This is a genomic window from Sphingomonas sp. Leaf9 (assembly GCF_001421355.1).
GTDB lineage: Bacteria > Pseudomonadota > Alphaproteobacteria > Sphingomonadales > Sphingomonadaceae > Sphingomonas.
In genome coordinates, this window is sequence record NZ_LMKC01000004.1 from 282281 (window position 1) to 301709 (window position 19429).

The window sequence follows — 19429 nt, forward strand, 5'->3', positions numbered from 1 at the left end:
CCTAAGGGACCACCCTCATGAACGATTACCGCGAACCCGTCACCGGTCGCACCGGCCTGCTGTCGCCGGACAGCATCGGCATCCTCTACCATGCTTCGCTCGAATGCGAAGACCCCGTGGCCCGGCTGGTCACGCTGGCCGCGATCGTCCCGTGGGATGCGATCTCCGTGGCCGGCACCCCGATCGAGAATCTCGACAGGGGCGCCGGCACCCTTCGCGTCGTGTCCAAGGTCGGTGTTCCGAATCCGATCGCCCTCGGTTTCGAGGCGGCGTCGGCGTTGGACCTCGTCATCGGTCGCAGGCGCACGGGTTGCGTGCTGGTGGATGCCGGCGGCTTCATGATGAAGGACGATCGGGACACCTACGACTACATCCGCGAACTGCTGGGCTTCGTCGACGGCCGCACGCTCGACCTGGACTGGTCGTTCAGGCTGATCCGCGAGAGCGTCTTCGCCGACATGGTGGATCACGGTGTGTCGCTGCACGTGGCGCAGGCGCAGGCCGGACTCGGTTTCGGCGAAACGGACGACCTACGTGAACAGCGCGCCGCTGCGGACTGGTGGTCGTACCGCATGGGCATAGTGCCGCCGCCCGCATTCGCCCTGGTCGATGCATTGAGAAGGAATGGGACCTGGTCGCCTCGCGGAGACGGCATATCGCCGGAGCGGGGCGGCGGTACGCGCTGAGCCGTCCTGCGGAGGCTCCGCCCACACGGTCCTGCGACCGGTCGCGGAGTGATCAGCGGCGGGACCATCTGTCCCGCCGGCAGGAACTTCGAGGAAAGCGGCGGAAGCGGAGGGCCGAAGAAAATCTGGCCCCCGATCCACCGAGAGCGTCGCGAGTGACGTGAGATCTAGAAGGATCATGACATGAAGAACGGATCGAACGCGTGGACCGTCGGTCTGCCGGCACGCTACGTCAGGGCGGACGGGTCGGTCGACACCGCCAGGCTGAAGGCGGAGGTGTCGATCGCGGAGATCGCGGCGGAGGCTACCGACCTCAAGCGTGTCGGCAGCGAGATGCGGGGACTGTGTCCCTTCCATCAGGAGGAGCGGCCCAGCTTCTTCGTCAACGACGACAAGGGCGTGTACCACTGCTTCGGCTGCGCGCGGCACGGCGACGCCATCGACCTGCTGTCCCGCATTCAGAAGGTGGATTTCCTGGAGGCCTGCCGCAGGCTGGTCGGAGCGGAGCATGCGGGGCTAAAGCGGGCAACCGACAGGAAGCAGGATGCGGCGACCAGAGCGGTGAACCGTGGTCGGGCTCGCGACGAATGGCGCAGGGCGACCGCGAGCGAAGGCACGCTCGTCGAGACGTATCTGATGGGCCGCGGCATCGGACATTCCGTGCCCGGCAGCATCCGCTACGGCAGAACGCCCCGCTACTGGCGGGAGGACGGCGCCGAAGGTCCGCGCCATCCGGCGATGATCGCCGCCGCGCAGGACGCGCAGGGCAGGATCGTCGGCATACAACGCACCTATTTGGACCGTGAGGGCAGGAAGCTGTGCGGCGTATCGCCCCGGCTCAGCCTCGGGCGGGTACGCGGTGCAGCACTGCGGCTGGGTCCGGTGGCGCCGCGCATCATGCTAGCGAGCGCCGTGGAGGATGCGTTGTCGCTGCGGCGGATGTTCCCCGGTGCGGTGGTCTGGGCGGCGTTCGGGGACGCCAACCTCCCCTACGTCGAGGTGCCGCGCGGCATCTGGCATGTGACGGTGTGTGGCGACGCCGACGAGTCCGGCAGGGCGGCGGTGGCCGCGACGCGCAAGGCGCTGGGCGGTCGGGGGATCGTGACCGACGAGCTGTTCCCGCGTGCGGGCAAGGACTTCAACGAGGAGTGGCTGCTGCTCCTCGCCTAAGCAGGCCGTCCAATCACAAAGGAGGACGACATGAGCGTCGCAGCCGGACCCGGCCGCGGCGGACGCCCGGGCCATGCCCGCGATCCGCCGAACGCCGACGACGAAGACCAGAGTAATCGACCATCCGCGCATCGTCTCGGACGTGCGCCCAACGAGGACATCGAAATGGGTAAGAAGAAGAACACCACGGCGATCACGACGACCGGCACGTCGTCGAACGCGCTGGTCGTCAAGCGGGACGTGCCCTTCCGCTTCGAGCGGCGGCTCGTCGTCGCGGAGGCCGTGTACCGCGTGTCGGCATTGCGCCCCACCGAGGCCGGCCCGTGGTCGCAGGAGGCGGACAAGATCGCCTGGACCGACGCCGACACCGGATACGGAATCATCATCCGCCGCTCGCCGCTGATGCTGAACCTGTGCGGCTACGTCGGCGTCAACCCCAATCACCCGCTGTTCGGCTTCGATCGGTCGTCCATCCGGGCGGTCGGCGTCGATGCGCACGGCGGGATCGACTATGCGTCTCCATGCCAGAAGCACGAGCCGGAGCACGTCTCGATCTGTCATGTCACCGAGAGTCTGCTTCCAGCGGGACAGACGCAGCGGGTATTCGCCAACGAAGCGGCAGACCATGACGACGCCTGGTGGATCGGTTTTTCCTGCGACAAGGCGGGGGACCTCGTGCCGCGGCCGAACGGCATCGGACACGGATCGATGGCCGATGCTCAGGCGGGGCTGCTGGAACAGGCCTACCGTGACGAGGCGTACGTGTACCACCAGTGCATGTCGCTCGCCATGCAGCTGCGCGCCATCGAGGAGGGGCGTGCGCCCGAACCCCATGCGATCGACGTGCCGCCCGTCGGCATCGCCTTCGGTGCTGAGAGGGGCTGATCATGGACAGGACCAACACCGCCGGACCGATCTGGGGCGAGCACCTCGTGGTCGATTACGTCAACACCACCACCCCGTTCGTCGACGCACACGGCAATCGCTTCCGCTCGATCAGGGACGCATTCTGGCGGGGGCGGCTCGGCATGGGCGATCACAGCCGGGAAATCGCCGAGGCGATCATGGAGACGATCCATGCCGCCCTCGTCGCCCGCGCGTTCCACAGGCGGCTCGGCAAGAGCGAGGCGACGGACATCTACGGAGGGAGCATCCCCTTCGGCCGTTTCGTCTTCCAATGGCTGTACAGCGTCGGGTTCATCGCGGACAAGGGTTCCGGCGATCCCGCCCACGGTGACGTGTCCGAGGAGGGGATGGCCGTCATCCGGATGCTGGAGGCCACCAGACCGGTGAACCTCGCGTTGCAGCCGCTCGGGCGCACCTCGGTCGCCGCGCTGAACGACGCCATCGACGGCCCCGAGGTCGGCGAGGAGCGTCGCATGCGGGTCGAGGAGGTGTCCGCCGGATGGCCGAGCCGGTTCGTCCGACGCACGATCGCCGACAAGCCGATGATCGTCCTCGTCTGTCACCCCGAGGAGCGGAGCATGCGGATCGCGCGTACCGTGTGGACGGTCGCGTTCGAGAACGAAGCGATCCGCAACGACCTGTTCGACTGGCTGTGCGATCACGTCGATCGATGGGACGAATGGGCGCGTACGGCCTATCGGGGCGGCGGAGCGGCGCTGACTCGTCACCTGCTTGTCGTGATGTCCTCGCAACAGTCGTCGTACAAGGTCGACGCGTGTTCGGCGGTGCCGACGGACCCTCGTCTCCTGCCGAACGGCGGATAAGTCATCAATCCAGACTAAGGGCCGATGCGACACGATGTTGTCGCATCGGCCTGACGATCATGTTCGAGTTTGGTGAATCCCTTTGAACTTGGCGTTCGAGAAATCGTCATCTCCGCTGTCAATTCCGCTCCTGAGAAACACCGATGGTCAGGGTCGGCAAGAACCCACGATCACGTTGCTGATCATGGATTAACAGTGGAAGATCGGCTTTGGGCATCCAGACGCGTCCCGCTTCTACGGCCAACGACGCGGGCAGCGCCGGAAACACGTTGATGACGGCCGCTTCGCCGTGCCTCGCCTTAATCTCGTCATAGAGGGATCGCAGGGTCGTCCTGAATGCGGCAAGGTCCTCAGGCCTACGCACGACATCGTTGCCGGGTATTGCGATCGTGACCGACCAGATCGCCGCGTTTTCCCCAAGTACGGCCGTTAGACGCTCATCGTTGACCGTGGCGCTCACGGCCAGCTTCAAGGCGACCTTGCCATCAGCGCCGCTCGGCGGGCGTGACACGATGTACTCAAGCGGTGGACGATCTCGCTGCCAATTCCAGGTGGCGGGTTCACGATGCCGGTTGTGTACGGTGATGGGCACGATCTCGTTCAAGAGACGACCCAATTCGATAAGGAGCGGTTGGGGCGCAAGCGCGAAGACGCTGAGATGCCTGATCTCCTGACGTTCGATCCTGCCCCCGACCTTGTCGGCGAACAGCCGATCAAGATTGCGCCGCTGCAGTTCCCAGTATTCGGGTTCATCATCCCGGAATGCCTGGTTCAGCATCTCCAGATCAATGGTTTGGCTTGATGCGGGATGGCGGTCAGGCGGCATCGCCGAGAAGATCGCCTGAGTGGAGACCAACGCCTCATGGTTCCCGATCGTCGCCCCGAAACGGAGCACATGGGAACCGTACTCCTCAGCGATGCCGGTGTTGATGGCGATCCGGGTCTCGTGGGCGTCCTTCATTGCCAGCAGGACGTCGACCGGGTGGTCGTCCACGCCATCCACATCCACCACCTTGTGGTGCTTGCCGCACAACAGCATCAGATTAGCGAGATCCTTCGCCAGTTTTGGTGATTGGACGGGGTCGCCTCTCGGACCATCAGGACTGTCAGCGACGATGTGGGCAATGAAACCGAACAGTGCGTTCTTCCTGTTCGAGATCAAGTCGCCGACTAGATCCTCGTTGCATCCACGATACTGGCACCTACCGCCCGCCCGCGCCCACAATGCGGCAGCTATCCTAGGCGGTATGCTCGTCTTCGACATTCCTACTCTCCTTCCCCGTTACATGGCAGGTCGCACATCGTCACAGGTACGGGTCTTTTGCCCCTCTCGAAGAGGGTCGCGGAGGAGGCAAGCGTTGCGCTCGCCGCTTGGACGATCAGTAGCACCGCGAAGGGGATGTCGCGTTCGCCGCAAACCAAGCTCTCCATCGAGGTTATGTCCTCGAAACTCGGGACAGGCGGATGGTTCGGATGTGAGTGCCACTCCCCGAGATAGTTGAAGCGTCCGAAGTCGGATCCCGTCCCACTGAAGAACTCCGTCAGCGCAGCGCGGTGGTCATCGACGGATCGGACGAAGTGCGCGGCACCGCCCGTCCGACCATCGACCGTGAAATCCACGATGTGGAAGTGTCCCGGTGCGATCTGTTCCGCCATCAGGACCCCTCCGATCTCCAGGCATCCCGCCGCACGGACTGAGCTGTGCAGCCGTTGTCGGACGTCCGCGAGCAGCGCCACCTTCATAGAGTGTGGTCGACTTGCACGGTGGGAAACAGTTCCGCCGCCAGAGCAGCGAATTCACCGTTCAGGTCATCATCCTTCTGGGAGCCCCAGCATCCTTCTTCGCGCAAAGCGATCGGCCACGTGTCGAAGGGGCCGTCGAAAATCCATTCGCGTTCGAAACCAATGGCGTATGCCGATTGTGGGAAGGCGCTATCATCGCGCATTAATGAATCTATAGCGTAACGAGCCATGTGGGCGGCTACCAGGCTCACGGCCGCATCGTCGGCTATCAATGGCAGAGAGCCTTCTTCCGGCGCCAAACCGTACCCGGCCTCGGCGGCGTGCGGGAACGACCTTCCATGATCCGTACACCAATCCATGATCTGGCGCCGCGCCGCATGAGGCACCGGGTCACCTTCGGGGCGCAGTCGCATCACCAGTCCGCCGATCCCTCCTGCGAGCACCTCCCCCCAAACCATGATCTTCTTCTCATTGCGGGCGACTGCGCCGCAAAGATTGAAGATTTGCCCATCGGCGGTGGCGTCGATGATCACGTCGCATTTGCCGATGGCGACCAGCGCCGCATCAGTGGCGGCGGAACTCTCCTGTCCACCCAGCAGGACGCGCCTCGTCTCTACAACGATCGCAGGCCCGATGTCGTGAATTCGCTGGGAAACCGCGTCCGGTTTGTTGAGGCCGACCGCCCCCCAGTCCAAGTCGTTACGGACCAAGTTTCCGGGATAAAGGATGTCACCGTCGACGAGGACGAACCGTCCGATGCCGGCACGGGCCAACGTCGCGGCAATCTTTGAGCCTACCGAACCACAACCTACGATGGCTATGGATGCCCGAGCCAAGCGGTCGTACCCAGCTGCCAGCCGCCGCTCGGCATCGGGGAGGTTGATCAATTGGTACTGATACACGTACCGCCTGCCGTCCCCTGGTGCCAACGACATGACGTGTATGTCGCCGCCGCACTCGATGAGAAACACGTTCTCCTCGATCGAGGAAGCGACGATCCCAGCAAGCGCTTCGTAGCTGGCGACGCTTCCGAGCGTTACGAGGAAATCGTACGTCGGCCTGACTCTGTCCTGAAGCTCGTCCGGGAGCCTGACCACGTAGCCGGTGCGGCGTCGGTTCTGCGGTGTTTCAGGGCCGCATGACCACAATGGTGCGATCTCCTCGCCGAATCGGCGGGGAACGGCGAGCCAATGCCCTGCCTCGTAGCGTTCGGACATCTCGAACGACACCAAAATGAACTCGGGTAGGCTTTCCAGCCCGATACGGGCATCCGGAGAAAGCATGAAACGGTACTTGGCGCTTCGCACCTCCTGCGCGGTCGTGACGCGGTGCGCCGTATCGACAACGGCGGTAACACCCTCGGAGGGAGTTTCACCGCTTAGCAGCCGATGGGCGCTTTCGATCATCATCGCGCCCGTATAGGCCGGATCCCAGTTGTCCGGTCGGTATTCCAGACACAGTTCGCCGCCGCTGCCGTACTGATGACCGGACAGCCTGACCTCCTCCCGCGGACACACCTGTGGTGGTACGTCGGGGAAGAAGCTCGGAAAGGTGATCGTCATAGCGATCGACCGTCCTAGATGTTCGATCTCGAAGTCAGCGGCGAGACGAGCCTCCTGCCTGACCTCCCACTTCACGCCCCGCAGCCAGCCGTGCCGCTCCTCCAGCTCGGCGATCGCCAAGCGCTCGCTGCGAGCACGGCTCGGCTGCGAGAGCCACCAGATCATGCGAATCCCTTGGGCTTGCTCGGAACCCTGGGAACTGAGCCGAAGGACGGAGACGAACTCGCAGCGGCCGCCGTAACCCCTCTCAGAAGCGGAGACGACCCACCACGAAAGCGTGTTTCGGCTCGCTTCGCCAATGCCGTACCCATCTGCGGTGAAAGCGTCTCCGTGATCAGTGCGCCACTCTCCAGCCCGGCGACTTTCAGATAATCAGCCTGAGCCTGACGAAGCCATTTGAAGAAGGCCCTCTCCCGTTCGGGATGCTTCTCCCACTTGTCCGCGAAGTTCTCCATCGGATCGGTCGGGTTTGGAATAAGCGCCCGCCCATTCCGGTCACGCAGGATGTACGTCTCCATGCCGGTCAGAATGGCCAGCAGAGCATCGCCGACGTCCTCCTGACCACCATATGCGTGAGCCGCCAACGTGGTTATGATGATAGAGATCGGACAGCAGTTGATTGCATCCTTCTCAAACATAATGTCCCGATGCCTCTTCAAGATCATGATCGAAGCCTGAAGCGGTGTGCGAACCTTATAGTCGGGGATCTTCTCGACGCTGGCGTTAAGCGATTTGGCGAGAACCCGCTTGCGCTCGTTGAGGACGACGATTATCCGTGACTTGAACCATTCGAGATAACCTTTCGGGTTCGATCTCGGCCAGTCGTCGGTAATCTGACGGTAGTCGGACCGCTCGTTGTCGGTGATTGCGATGGCAGTTCCGGTCCACTTGGCATCCATCCGGTATGTCTCGAGGAGCTTCCGAACAGCAGCGCCGTTCGGAAGAGCGGGTACAATATCCATGTGGAATTGTGCCTCATCCGCGTAGTTGAGCGTCCAACAGCGCCTTCCCTCATGCAAGGGCTTCACCATGGTCTTCGACTTCCTGTAGGCTTCGATCTCCAATCCGAGCAGCATCTTCAACTGCTGCTGAGTCTTCTGGTTCTTCGACAGGAGCTTCAGTTCGCAGACCGAATCAACATCGTACTCCTCAGCCTCATTTAGCGGCCGGATGACCGTGCCCAGCCCGAACGAGCCCTGCACATACACGACAGGATCATAGCGACTGATCGTCGAATCCGGCCGGTTAAGCCACTGCCCGAGCGACATGTAGCTCTGCTCAGCCTGCCGATAGCGGGTGTCGCTGATGTCGAGTTCGTCGGCCAAGGCTTCAATGTATCGTCTGGATGAAGCGGTTAATGAGTTGGGCACGATGAGACTCTCCAAAGCAGATTCATTTTCCTGCTTTGTTCTATGCTCCGCCGGCAAACGCCCTGCAACCATCATTTATAATCAACGACATGAGGTGAATGACTAGGTCAATCGGCCGGAAAGCATACCGGATGAACCCGAGTTTCGTAGGAATGCTATCGGGTGGCTAGAGGCTTCTCAGGCCGCATTCCGCTGCGGCATCTCGTTCCATTCCCTACCATCCAACTCGCGTCCCCCCGTCTTGGGCCGCAGACCGCCCCATTGCTTGAAGAAGAACGCGACGCCCTGCCGTGAACATTCGTTCCTGACCTCGCGAGCCCAGTCGATGTGCATGGGGCGGGCGCCAGGGCCACTCTCACCTCCCGCGATGACCCAGTGGATGCCGGTTAGGTCCATCGGGCCGACCTCCGCGATCAATGGCTCTATGGATAGGAATCGTACAGCCGCGGGTGCTTGGCGCAGATGTTCGATTCTGGACTTGGCCGCCGCCGCTTCGACGGAAACCCCGAACCAGATGTTCGCTGGCGGCGACCGATCCGAATACCGCCGCTGGAGATAGTCACGCATCAGAGAGCTGCGCTTTGTCAGCACCTGGAATACGTGCCAGTCCGCCTGCTCCATCGTGTCGAACACCTGGTCGACGAAGGCGAGAGGCACCTCCTTATGGAAGAGGTCGCTCATCGAATTGACGAAGATCATGCGCGCGCGACGCCAGGATAGCGGCTGGCGAAGCCGCTCGGGTCGAAGCGTCAGGTCGAAGCCGCTTTCGAAGGGGTGACCCGGCACTCCCCGGAAGCGCTCCGAGAAGCGGGCGGCATAGCAGTTGTCGCAACCGGCCGTGATCTTCGTGCAACCCGTCACCGGGTTCCAGGTCGCATCCGTCCATTCGATCGCGCTGCCGTCCGCCACAAAGGTCCTCCAGAGAACATTGTGCGAACGATGGCATATGCCGAATCGTGACGCAACACGCAAGTCGCTCGAGCGGGTCGATCGTGCGGTGATCCGCGGGTACTGGACAAAGCGGCTCCGATGGTTTTCATTCTGTTCTGGATCAGGGCTAAGTCCTTGGCCGTCGGAGACATCCAGTTGTCATTACCGCCAACGCCGTCGCTGCCCTTCCTCGACCTCGGTGAAGTCGCAAGACCACGCAGGACCGATGGCGATGGGCGCAATGCCCAATACCATTGGCGTACGGGCCACCCGTTGCCGGATCTGGGCAAGCACAGCGTCGCCAAGCACAACATCTACGAGCATTACCTGGGCCGCTACATCGATACGCTGACGCGACATCATTCGCAGACCAACCTGACGTTGACGATCATCGACGGCTTCTGCGGCGGCGGCCTGTACAATCTGGACGGCGTCGAGGCAGATGGATCGCCCCTTCGGATGCTCGCGGTCGTCGATAATGCCCAGGCGAAGCTCGCCGAGGCGCGGGCGAAGGGCTTCACCATCAAGTGCGACTTCATCTTCATCGATCAGGACCCGGATCATCTGGCGTTCCTGCAAGAGCTGCTGAAGCAGCGAGGGTATGGGGATCGTATCGGCAAGGACATCATTCTCACCAGATCGACGTTCGAGAACGCCGCTCCCGGCGTGATCGAGAGGATCAAACGTCGGGGCACCTCTCACCGCTCGTTGTTCTTCGTGGATCAGTACGGCTGGAGCGCGGTGAAGCTGGTCACGATCAAGAGGATCATGGAGGAACTTGCCAATCCCGAAGTCGTGCTGACGTTCATGGTCGATGCCCTCATCAACCTGATGCACGAGAAGTCCTCCGTTCGGGCGCTGGCGGCGATCGAGCTGGCGCGTGGCGATGTGCAGGAGATGATCCGCGAGCGCGGCAAGCCGGGGTGGAAGAGCCTCATCCAGAACACCCTGTACCGGCACATTCAGGCGCACACCGGCGCCAACTTCTATTCGCCGTTCTACATCCATCCCCCGGAATCCCATCGTGACTATTGGCTGCTGCATCTGTCGAAGCACCACACCGCCCGCGAGGAGATGGGCAAGGTATACTGGGCAGAACAGAACACGATGGAGCATTTTGGCGGCCCGGCACTGAACGCTCTGGGCTACGATCCGCTCGTCGACGTGCGGCAGGGAGAGTTCGCGTACGTCTTCGACGATGATGCGAAGCAGCGGTCGGAGAACAGGCTGCTCGAGCAGATACCTCGATTACTACATGCTCTAGGATCGGATGGTCGATCCGTTAGCAGGCGCGACCTGTTCGCGGGCCAGGCTAACGACACCCCTATTATCACAAGCATGTTGGATAGCCGCTTGGCGCTGCTGCGCGACAGCGGTGAGATCACCATCCAGGGGCGACGGAAAACCGCTGATGGTGCGATCCTCCCGACCGACCGGGTAAGCGCCTCCTCATACGAATGGCACGACGAGTTCACGCTCACGCCCCAACCCGCGATGTTCCTGATGCCCCGGATGCGCGGTCCGGCAGACAAGCACTGAAGGTGGGTTCGACAGTCGGTCGGCCTCAGGCGGCAGGAAGACCCGCATCGGCGTCGCGATCAGCTAGGGTCGCGGCAGACGCCCCTTTTGGACTCGCAATGTGTAGTCGTGCTCGCTTCCGCCGGCCAGAAGAGCCTGGCAATTCACCAAGTCATTCGTCCAATCAGTTGGTTATGGTTGGACGGCAATGAATAGCGAGGATGACTAACAGGTGACATTCGAATCCAGCTGGCTTTGGAGAACGGCGTTCGTCGAGGAGCGATCGGATGCGTCCACCGCCGAGCAGATCTTCTTCGCGGAACGCTATCGCAGTCTGCGCGACAAGGCGGGGGCGCTGGTAGGCAGAATCTCGACCGATATGCCGGACATGACCGTCCACGATCTCACTCATCTCGATGCCTTGTGGGAGATGGCGTCCATCGTGGCCAAGGGATCGGTCGATCTCAATCCACCGGAAGCCTTCGTGTTCGGCGGCGCCGTGCTTCTTCACGATGCGGCCATGACGCTGTGCGCCTATCCGGACGGACTGGTCGGCCTGAGACGTGAGACCGCTTGGCAGGACGCATTCGCTCGGCTCCGTCTCGCGGTCGAGGATGGTGGCAGGCTGGCCGCATCCCCTGAGAAACTCGCCGATGCCGAGGCGTTGCGGAAGCTGCATGCGCGCCAAGCCGAGGCGCTGCCAACGATGTCGTGGTCGACCGGAACCGGTCACGTCGAACATCTCATCGACGATCCGGAGGTCAGACGCTTCTATGGCCCGAAGATCGGGCGCATCGCCCACAGCCACTGGTGGCCGATCGCCCGCGTGGAGGAGGAACTGTCGAACGACCTCGGCCCGCTCGGCGGGCGGACGGGCAACCGGATAGACCTCGTCAAGATCGCCTGCCTGCTGCGGGTCGCCGATGCGATGCATCTCGATCGCCGGCGCGCTCCTGCCTTTCTGCGGGCTCTTCTGAACCCAGCCGGGGTATCCAGCGATCACTGGGCTTTTCAGGAGCGCATGGCGGTCCCCTACGTCGAAGCGAAGGCGCTGGTCTATTCGGCAGCACCTGCCTTCGATGTCTCCGTCGCGGAAGCGTGGTGGCTCGCATACGACGCGGTGAACATGGTCAGCCGAGAGCTCCGAGGTGTCGATCTGCTGCTCCAGAAGCGAGGGTCCGACCGATTGCTCGCCAACCGAGTGGAGGGAGCCGATCTGCCGACCGATCTCGCACGCTATGTCGAGACGGAGGGCTGGTCGCCGGTGGATTCGACCGTCCGTGTATCCGACGTTCCCAAGATCGTCTCCAGCCTGGGTGGTTCGAAGCTCTACGGCGACAACCCGCGGGCGGCGTTGCGGGAACTCGTCCAGAACGCGGCCGACGCCGTATTGGCGCGAAGGCAGCTACAACGGCGTGGAGCTGATTGGGGAACGGTGACCGTATCGATCGAACGACGATCGGACGAGCATTGGCTGGTCGTTCAGGACGACGGCATCGGAATGTCGCCAGCGGTTCTGACGGGACCCTTGATCGACTTCGGAAACTCGTTCTGGCGATCGCCGATGGCGGCGGAGGAACTACCGGGACTGCAAGCCGGAGGGATCGCCGCCGTCGGAAAGTACGGCATCGGATTCTTCTCCGTCTTCATGCTGGGTCAACACGTTCGCGTCACCTCGCGGCGCTACAACATGGCATCGGACACGATCCGCTCCCTTGAATTCCGTAACGGCCTCGGATCCCGCCCGATACTCTATGATCCCAATCAGCCTGATCTTCTGCCGGATGGCGGCACCCGCGTCGAGGTGCTGCTCGAGAGCGATCCTAAAGAAGAGAATGGGTTGGTAAACTTCAAGAGGGGCTACCAGCCGGGGTCTGACGCACGTGCACTTAGCATCGTGCTCGCCGCGCTTGCGCCTGCGGTTCCCGTACGGCTGATGACCGTGGAAGATGCAGTGCCCACCCAAGTCGTCAGTGCCGATGACTGGCTGACCATGCACGAACCCCACCTTCTCGCCCGAGTGGCGGGCGCTGATCCGAAGAAGATCGGAGAACAGGAAAGCCAATCGCGACTTCGCCCGGTGGTCGGGGCGGACGGACAGATTTTCGGACGCGCGATGATCGAAACGACGATCTGGGGTAGTCAACGTGCCGGATGCTTGACGGTCGGTGGCCTTCGCGCATCCGAATTGAATGTGATCTGCGGCGTCCTCACCGGACGGGAGACGACCGCTGCTCGCAACGAAGCTGAGCCGCTGGCCTCCGGTGAAGCCATGGCGGCCTGGGCGACCGAACAGGCCGCACTCCTCGAGGAAGCACAGCTCGACGAGGAGGACAAGGCTCGTGGCGCGATGGTGGTCCTGCTGTGCGGCGGCGACATCGGTGGTTTACCCATGGCCCGCCTCGGTGGAAAATGGCTATCGAAGGATGATCTCGCGTCCGCTCTTCAGGGTCTCGACACGATAGACGTCTTCACGGGTCAAATACGCTACGATGAGGACGTCGACGACGTGCATCCGCGTGATTTCTCACACCACTTCGAAGAAGCGGAGGATGTTCTGTTCGTCCCCGACGCGCTCCCCGGTTTCGGCTCTGCCTCCGCCCAACGTATCCTTGCGAAACAACTTCCAGCCGAACATCCCGCAACGCTCATCTCACTCGTCATCATGGTGATCAAAGCCAGTTGGGGCCACATGCCGGACGAGGGGGATGCGAACGCCGAGGTCGGACGTGTGAACGGGGAGACGATCCGCCGTGACGTCACCTCCTACTGCCGAGTCGATGCTTCAACGCAATAAACGTCCGAAATGCCGGCAATCTGCAACGACGTCGCCTGCGGTTGCTGCAGGCGACGGCATCTGGCGGGACGGACATCGTTGGAACGCGTCGGATCCGGCTAGCTCTGCCGTTCATGACCCGCAGATCATCGAGCCTCTCGTCTTGATGATGCGTCCCCGCAAAACGACGACCAGGGTCGCGTCGGTGGTCACCGTCTCGTCGCCCATGGCGCGCACGACGGCGGTATCCAGAATCCTTATCGTCAGCCCGGGGCTCCTCCAAGCATCATACGTGAAGGGGAAGAGCTCTCGGGCGCCGGGTGCAGGCTCCAGCACGACGACGCGCCCCGCCACCCTAGTGATGCCCGTACGCCCGTTGGCGGCGAACAGGACCGGACCGTTCCTTCGGGCCGACCAGTAGCAGCCGGTTCCGTCCATGCCCGCCGCGCGCCAGTCGCGCATGGTGGTGGCTTGAAGCGGCCCGTTCCGCTTCAAGGTCGCAGCGGACGACGTCGCGGTCGTGGCGAAGCATGCCATCGTCATGAGAAGAGTCTTCAAACGCATCTGCTCCCCGTTCAGAACGCCGCGCGAGCCTTCTTCGGCACCAGCCGGTCGGCCGTCGCCATGACGGCGGCATCGTCCGCCTTCTCGGCGCGGGTGCCCCTAGTGGCGTTGATCATGACGGCGTCCGAGGTGTCGATGATGACGGTCGGCCCCTCGCTGAAGACGATGCTCTCGCCGCAGCGGTAGCCCGCGTCGCACCACGATCCCCGCAGCTCCGTGCCCACCATGGGACGCCCGTATTTGGCCGCCAGTTGTCTGCGCAGCGCCGGCAGATCCACCGTCCTGCCGTCGATGCGCAACGAGAAGTCGTCGACGATGGAGCCCGACTGCACCTGAGCGAAGTGGATCGTCAGCCCTTCGCCGTTCGGCCCGGTGCAATCGATCTGCATCGTGCCGGTGGTGTAGGGAACGGGACCGCGTGCACGGGTCCGGTCCTTGACTTCGGCGGCGACGCGAGCGGCGAAGTCGGCCTCGTTGCCGAACGGCTTGCAGGTGTAGTTCGCGGCCGTGAGCGCGGTCCGGGCGTGTTCGATCGGCATGCCCAGGCGGACGCCCGCGACGTCCATCCTCAACGGACTCATACCGGTGGCTGCCGGCTTGATGGGTGCGGCCGGCGTCAGCGGCATGGCGGCGGCGAGCAGGACGGCGATCATGGGGATCATGGCGTGGTTCTTTCGGAATATGGTGGATGAAGGTCGGAAAGAGGTGCGTTTCAGCGCATCGACGAGGCGACGAACCCGACGATGGCGGCGGCATCGGCGGCGTGGCGAGCATCCGAGGCGCGGGCGCTGCCGAACCATGATGGGGCATCCACGGTCGGCATTGCCTGCAGGGCCGTCACAGCGCGTCCCAACCGGCGTTCGTTCGTATGAGCGTGACGGTCCGTTCCTCGGGCTGAGTGATCTTCGAGCGCACGCTCTCGGGCAGGCCCGGCAACGGTTCGAGACCCCGATAGGTGAAGGTGACCTGCGACACCGTGCGGCCCAAGGCATCGGCGGGGTCGGTCCAGCGAACCACGTCGACGATCTCGCCCCTGGCGGCACAGACCCCCGGAAACGCGCGCATGCCGCTCGACGTCTTCGCCTCGATCGGGCGGAAGTACGCCTTGCCCCGGTCGGTCGGCGTGTAGCTGATCAGCGCCTGCCGGGTCAGCGGCAGGGTGAAGTCGGCACGCTTCGCTGGCGCGTTAACTTCAGTGCGCTTCAGCAGGCCGTCGCGTGCGGCCTCCTCGACCAACGTGCGGCTCCGGGCGTCGTCCAGTTCGGCCCCCTCGACGGGAGCGACCGGCACGATGATCGGAAAGGGCTGCGCCAGGCCGTCGTTCAGGCTCATGCGCTGGATCGGGATCGTGCGGCAGAAGATGTCGCTCACCACCGGTTCCAGCGCCTTGCGGAAGTTCGCATCGTTCGGCGTCTTCGTATCCGAGCAGGCGGACAGCGCGAGCACGGCCGCCACCGTGCCGGTGAGCGGTGGAAGAGCGTGTTTCATCGGTGACATGCGTGGTTTTCCTTTCCGATCGGGTACGGTCAGCGGATGGTCAGGGTCGCGAAGCCGGCGGTGTCGACGGCACCGGCCACGTGACCGGCATCGAAGGCATGGGCGACTCCGAACCGGACCGAGGAGTTCGGCGACAGCGCACGGGACCAGCCGAACTCAAGGTCCAGCTCCCGCGCGTCCGGGGTCAGATCGATGGTGCCGGTCCTGGTCGTCAGCGTGCCGGAGACAAGATCGTACGATACAGGCATCAGCATCATGACGCGGGCGCGCTCGACGCGGAGCGGCGATGACAGGCCGAACGTCGCCGTGCCGCCGAACAACCTGTGCGTACCCTCCACCGCGAAGGCGGTGCCGATGACCGGACCGGTGAAGCGCATCGTGTCCGATCCGCCCTCCACTCTGGTGGTGGCTGCGGTGACGCGTGCGGAGACGGGGATGCCGACGACCATGCGTCGCACCGTAAGCGAGGCCATGGTGGTCCTCGCCCCACGCTGTCCAACACCGACGTCCTGGCTCATGCCCAGCACGCGACCGTGTTCGGCAAGATCGGAAAGTTCGAAGCCGAAACCGGACGGCATGGCGAAGGAGGCGGAGCGCAACGATGCCCGTCCGTCGCGCGACGAACCGGACGAGAAGCCGGCGGACCATCCGTTGCCGGACCATGCCGAGGACATGCCGACCGGGGCCGCGACGACCGCGCGCAGCGGAGATCCGGCGACGCCGCCGCTACCGCCGACGACGACGTTCGCGCCCAACGTCACCGACTGGCCGGGGGCGGGCGAGAACGAGAGCATGGCCGGCCGGTTCGGGCGGGCCTGCCGCCAATAGTCGGGAACGGTGGAGGTGAAGCCGAGACGGGCATCGGTGCTCGTGGAGGCGGACGTCAGCCACAGCGGGTCGATCGGCGCGAGCATGCCGCCGGCCAGCAGCCCGGTGCCGCGCGTGCGGACGCGGGTCGCCCCCGTCATCCGGTAGTCGCGGCCGTAGCGGTCGAACACGGTCATGCCGCCGACGCTGCGGCCGATCACGGATGCGCCGCCGAACGGTGCCGACATGGTCACCGAGGAGAACTTCGCCAGCGCCGTCTGCGCAGCGACGAAGGAAGCGGCGGGCGCCTGCGCCTGCATCGCCTGCCCGACGTCGAGCAGTCCCACTCCATAGAGTTGATCGACGCCGGGGGTTCCGAGATCGGTGGCCGTGTCCAGAAGGATGCGACTGATGGCTTTGCCGCCGAGCTGCGGCCAGTGCTGCTTGAGCAGGGCCGCCGCGCCGGCGATCGCAGGTGCCGCGAAGCTGTTTCCCGTGACGGTCGTGATGGAGCCGTCCTTGTCCACGACGTCGATGTTCGATGCGACGACCGCGAGCGTGCGATCGGCCAGCGCGCCGGGGGTGCCGTTGCGGCTGGGGGCCTGCAGGTTCCGGTCGACACGGATGCCGAACAGGAACCAGTCCTTGTTGGTCATGTCGGTGCCGACCATGTTCTCGGTGACCTGACCCGCGAAGCTGTCCACGCCGACGTCGTTCGAGACGGATTGCACGAACAGACGGTCGCTGGTCCGCACCAGATCCATCGCCTTGCGCTGCTCGATGGCAATCTGGCCGCCAGCGAAGCCGTTCAGGCTCATGGTGATGACGAACGCGCCCTTCTCGACCGCGTAGGTGATCGCGGGAGCGATCAGCGCCGAGTTCGGACCGCCGCCCTCGGGAACGGGGCCGGACGTCGGACTGACGTTCGACATGTCCGGGCCTGCGATCTTGAGCGCGAGCAGGGTCGCCTCCGGCGCTACGCCCTGAATGCCCTTGGCGTCACGGGCCGCCAAGGCGACCGATGCGGTCCCGCTGCCGTGACCGTTGTTGTCCTTCAGGTCGTAGCGGACGATCTCAGCGTCGCAGGTGGCGCAGCGGGCGATCTTCTGGTCGAACGAGGTGCTGTCGGCCGAGATGCGGCCCTTGAATTCGGCCTCGCCGACGTTGATGCCGGTGTCGATGACGGCGATCGTCACTCCCTTGCCGGTTATGCCGCGATCATAGGCATAGGCCGCTTTCATGCCGACCACTGCACCCGACGCCCTGTACTCCGCCGTATCCGCAGCCGAGGTCGGCGTGGGTGTGGGTGTGGGCACCGGAGTGGGCGTCACCGATGGGGTGGGAGCCGGCGCAGCTCCGCCAGCCGAGTTGACGCCGCCACCGCCACCGCAAGCGGCGAGCAGCATGGCCGCGGTCACGGAGGCTGAATTCCTGATGATGGCGAGCCGCCTGCTGCGGCATCCGATGAGTTCACCCACGCGCGAGTCCCCGTTCGCGTCGGTGCCGATCGGCTCCTCCAGCCGGCGGCACCGCCCTGTTGCCGAGGCGCGGTGCCGGCCCGTGAGCCGGAAGTTGAGAACCCGTGACAAGACGAGCGCGGACGTCTTTAAGCCGAAGCCCTGGACATACACGTCCGCCTCCCGGCCGAAACTGGTTCGGGCCGGGCATACGGCTACTTGTCATCGGGGTTCTCACGCCCCGGTCCGCCTGCTGGCGAACGGACCTGCAATACGCGGAAGGTGTTAACAGGATCAATCCGCGAAACGTTCAACCTCGCGTATTCGTGGCGCCTCCCTCTTCCCGTAGTCGATGCACGACCATGACTGCTCCACCTGGGAATGGATCACCCGCTGATCGCAGGGTTATCGATCATGTGGCAGGGTCCCAACGGGACGAACTCCCGTCCGGTCCATACCAACGAATCCGACCAGGTTCACGTTCACGATGATGGAACCGGGCGCACATCTAGCCGAAGGCGGTACGGCCGAGGTACGCGAACCCGACTCAACCCGATCCGATGACTTTGTTCTGTTAAGGGTGACATGTACGTCACCCTAGGGCGACATGCGTGTCACCCCTCTCTTCGGATGCGAGGCGGACGGGTCTCAGCCCTTAGGCGCCGACCTTCGTTGATCCTCTCTGCATAAGCCAAGCGCGTTTCTGCGACATGGTCCAGCGAGTCATTGTCGGACGACCCTGGTCGTGCTCGGACGACGTGATCGCGTCGTCCGCTCCCGTCCTTCCCGAGGAAAATCCTCTTGGGCACTGGAATGGACGAACTGTGCGGACTGTGATTCCTCGAATACGGCTCTATAGTGAAGTGATGAATACTGGCCCGGAACTGGCGGACACCCTCACGTCCATCGAGAGCATCAGGACTTATCTCGCGGGCGCCATCGGCGCCGCGTCGCAGGCGCGTTCGGGTGCGCCGGTTCGACTGACCTTCATCGGAGGGGAGTTCAGGAAGGCGGTGGGCGCGCCCTTCGAGGAACATCTCAACCGTCTAGCGGATGAGAAGCTCGTTTCCCTACCACGGAGCTCCCGTAAGCTGGCCACTTTCGTGAAGGTCCACTGCAGTGATCTGATCGCACTCGACGAGGATGCCGGCGGCATTCATTTCGTCAGCCCCGCAGCTGCGGAGCAGCACGGAAGGCAGCCGTTACCTGAGCCGGTGCAGACCACCGCGTCCTTACGGTTCAATCGTGCGGTATGGGCCGCGTTCATCCGCCCCCTCGAAGGCAGGAGACGATTTCTCAATCTCGACAAGATCGGTTTCACCGATGCGGCAGAACCGCCCCCAGGTGAGGGCTGGCGGGAAATCGAGGCGCGGTTCGTCCTTGGGCTGCCAGCACGCGCTCCGGTGGACGGAATAAGGCTACAGAGGAACATAGAGGATTGGGCGACCCACGCCGGTGTACCAGTCTCAACCCTGGTGCTCGAACAGAAGACTCCTACCCGCAAGCGTACCCGACTGGACCATCTGCTGGAACTCATAGATCTGCTGCCGACGTCGGTCGCCGCGACGTGGAGCATCCCGGCCAGCGTTCTGATCCATCTGAATGATCGCGACTAGCCG

17 protein-coding genes are annotated in these 19429 nt (G+C 63.7%); 7 read left to right on the forward strand and 10 right to left on the reverse strand.

What is annotated here, in order from left to right:
• Positions 1 to 17: 17 nt before the first annotated feature.
• The 4 genes from ASE58_RS12285 to ASE58_RS12300 all read left to right on the forward strand — a co-directional run bounded on the left by ASE58_RS12285 (position 18) and on the right by ASE58_RS12300 (position 3586).
• Complete coding sequence (locus ASE58_RS12285) at positions 18 to 686, forward strand: hypothetical protein (RefSeq protein ID WP_055821695.1); 669 nt, start codon at positions 18 to 20, stop codon at positions 684 to 686.
• A gap of 183 nt (positions 687 to 869) precedes the next feature.
• On the forward strand, positions 870 to 1856 hold the full coding sequence (locus ASE58_RS12290; protein WP_055821698.1) for a CHC2 zinc finger domain-containing protein: 987 nt from the start codon (positions 870 to 872) through the stop codon (positions 1854 to 1856).
• Positions 1857 to 1886: 30 nt separating this feature from the next.
• Positions 1887 to 2741: a hypothetical protein gene (locus ASE58_RS12295; protein WP_055821701.1), complete on the forward strand. Its 855-nt coding sequence runs from the start codon at positions 1887 to 1889 to the stop codon at positions 2739 to 2741.
• Between the two features lie 2 nt (positions 2742 to 2743).
• Entirely contained in the window at positions 2744 to 3586 is an 843-nt protein-coding gene (locus tag ASE58_RS12300) for a hypothetical protein (RefSeq protein WP_055821704.1), read from the forward strand.
• Between the two features lie 118 nt (positions 3587 to 3704).
• Here the strand turns inward: ASE58_RS12300 and ASE58_RS12305 are convergent, their stop codons facing one another.
• The 5 genes from ASE58_RS12305 to ASE58_RS12325 form a co-directional block, all read right to left on the reverse strand.
• On the reverse strand, positions 3705 to 4748 hold the full coding sequence (locus tag ASE58_RS12305) for an SAVED domain-containing protein (RefSeq protein ID WP_200909357.1): 1044 nt from the start codon (positions 4746 to 4748) through the stop codon (positions 3705 to 3707).
• 104 nt (positions 4749 to 4852) lie between these two features.
• Entirely contained in the window at positions 4853 to 5329 is a 477-nt protein-coding gene (locus ASE58_RS12310; RefSeq protein WP_055821709.1) for a Mov34/MPN/PAD-1 family protein, read from the reverse strand.
• The gene (locus ASE58_RS12315; RefSeq protein ID WP_055821712.1) at positions 5326 to 7056 is read right to left on the reverse strand and encodes a ThiF family adenylyltransferase; all 1731 of its coding nucleotides are present in this window, start codon (positions 7054 to 7056) and stop codon (positions 5326 to 5328) included. The genes ASE58_RS12310 and ASE58_RS12315 overlap by 4 nt, the downstream gene beginning before the upstream one ends.
• Positions 7053 to 8261 (reverse strand): nucleotidyltransferase domain-containing protein, encoded by a 1209-nt coding sequence (locus tag ASE58_RS12320; protein ID WP_055822388.1) that lies wholly within the window; start codon positions 8259 to 8261, stop codon positions 7053 to 7055. The genes ASE58_RS12315 and ASE58_RS12320 overlap by 4 nt, the downstream gene beginning before the upstream one ends.
• Before the next feature lie 177 nt (positions 8262 to 8438).
• Positions 8439 to 9170 (reverse strand): DUF5131 family protein, encoded by a 732-nt coding sequence (locus ASE58_RS12325; RefSeq protein ID WP_055821715.1) that lies wholly within the window; start codon positions 9168 to 9170, stop codon positions 8439 to 8441.
• A 120-nt stretch (positions 9171 to 9290) separates the two neighbouring features.
• Here ASE58_RS12325 and ASE58_RS12330 point away from each other — a divergent pair, with 120 nt between their 5' ends.
• Together ASE58_RS12330 and ASE58_RS12335 are read left to right on the forward strand one after the other, a co-directional pair.
• On the forward strand, positions 9291 to 10730 hold the full coding sequence (locus ASE58_RS12330; RefSeq protein ID WP_082467998.1) for a three-Cys-motif partner protein TcmP: 1440 nt from the start codon (positions 9291 to 9293) through the stop codon (positions 10728 to 10730).
• A gap of 211 nt (positions 10731 to 10941) precedes the next feature.
• Positions 10942 to 13506: an HD domain-containing protein gene (locus ASE58_RS12335; protein ID WP_055821718.1), complete on the forward strand. Its 2565-nt coding sequence runs from the start codon at positions 10942 to 10944 to the stop codon at positions 13504 to 13506.
• A gap of 111 nt (positions 13507 to 13617) precedes the next feature.
• Here the strand turns inward: ASE58_RS12335 and ASE58_RS12340 are convergent, their stop codons facing one another.
• From ASE58_RS12340 to ASE58_RS12355, 5 genes are read right to left on the reverse strand one after another with little or no spacing between them, the layout of a single operon-like run.
• On the reverse strand, positions 13618 to 14049 hold the full coding sequence (locus tag ASE58_RS12340) for a hypothetical protein (RefSeq protein ID WP_055821721.1): 432 nt from the start codon (positions 14047 to 14049) through the stop codon (positions 13618 to 13620).
• Positions 14050 to 14060: 11 nt separating this feature from the next.
• Entirely contained in the window at positions 14061 to 14711 is a 651-nt protein-coding gene (locus ASE58_RS12345; RefSeq protein ID WP_055821724.1) for a hypothetical protein, read from the reverse strand.
• A 50-nt stretch (positions 14712 to 14761) separates the two neighbouring features.
• Entirely contained in the window at positions 14762 to 14890 is a 129-nt protein-coding gene (locus ASE58_RS18450) for a hypothetical protein (protein ID WP_268795074.1), read from the reverse strand.
• Entirely contained in the window at positions 14887 to 15546 is a 660-nt protein-coding gene (locus ASE58_RS12350; RefSeq protein ID WP_156347723.1) for a hypothetical protein, read from the reverse strand. Before ASE58_RS12350 ends, ASE58_RS18450 begins: the two co-directional genes overlap by 4 nt.
• Before the next feature lie 29 nt (positions 15547 to 15575).
• The gene (locus tag ASE58_RS12355) at positions 15576 to 17984 is read right to left on the reverse strand and encodes a S8 family serine peptidase (protein WP_235513611.1); all 2409 of its coding nucleotides are present in this window, start codon (positions 17982 to 17984) and stop codon (positions 15576 to 15578) included.
• Between the two features lie 692 nt (positions 17985 to 18676).
• Between ASE58_RS12355 and ASE58_RS12360 the strand changes: the two genes are divergently transcribed.
• Positions 18677 to 19426 (forward strand): hypothetical protein, encoded by a 750-nt coding sequence (locus ASE58_RS12360; RefSeq protein WP_055821731.1) that lies wholly within the window; start codon positions 18677 to 18679, stop codon positions 19424 to 19426.
• The last annotated feature ends 3 nt before the right edge of the window (positions 19427 to 19429 follow it).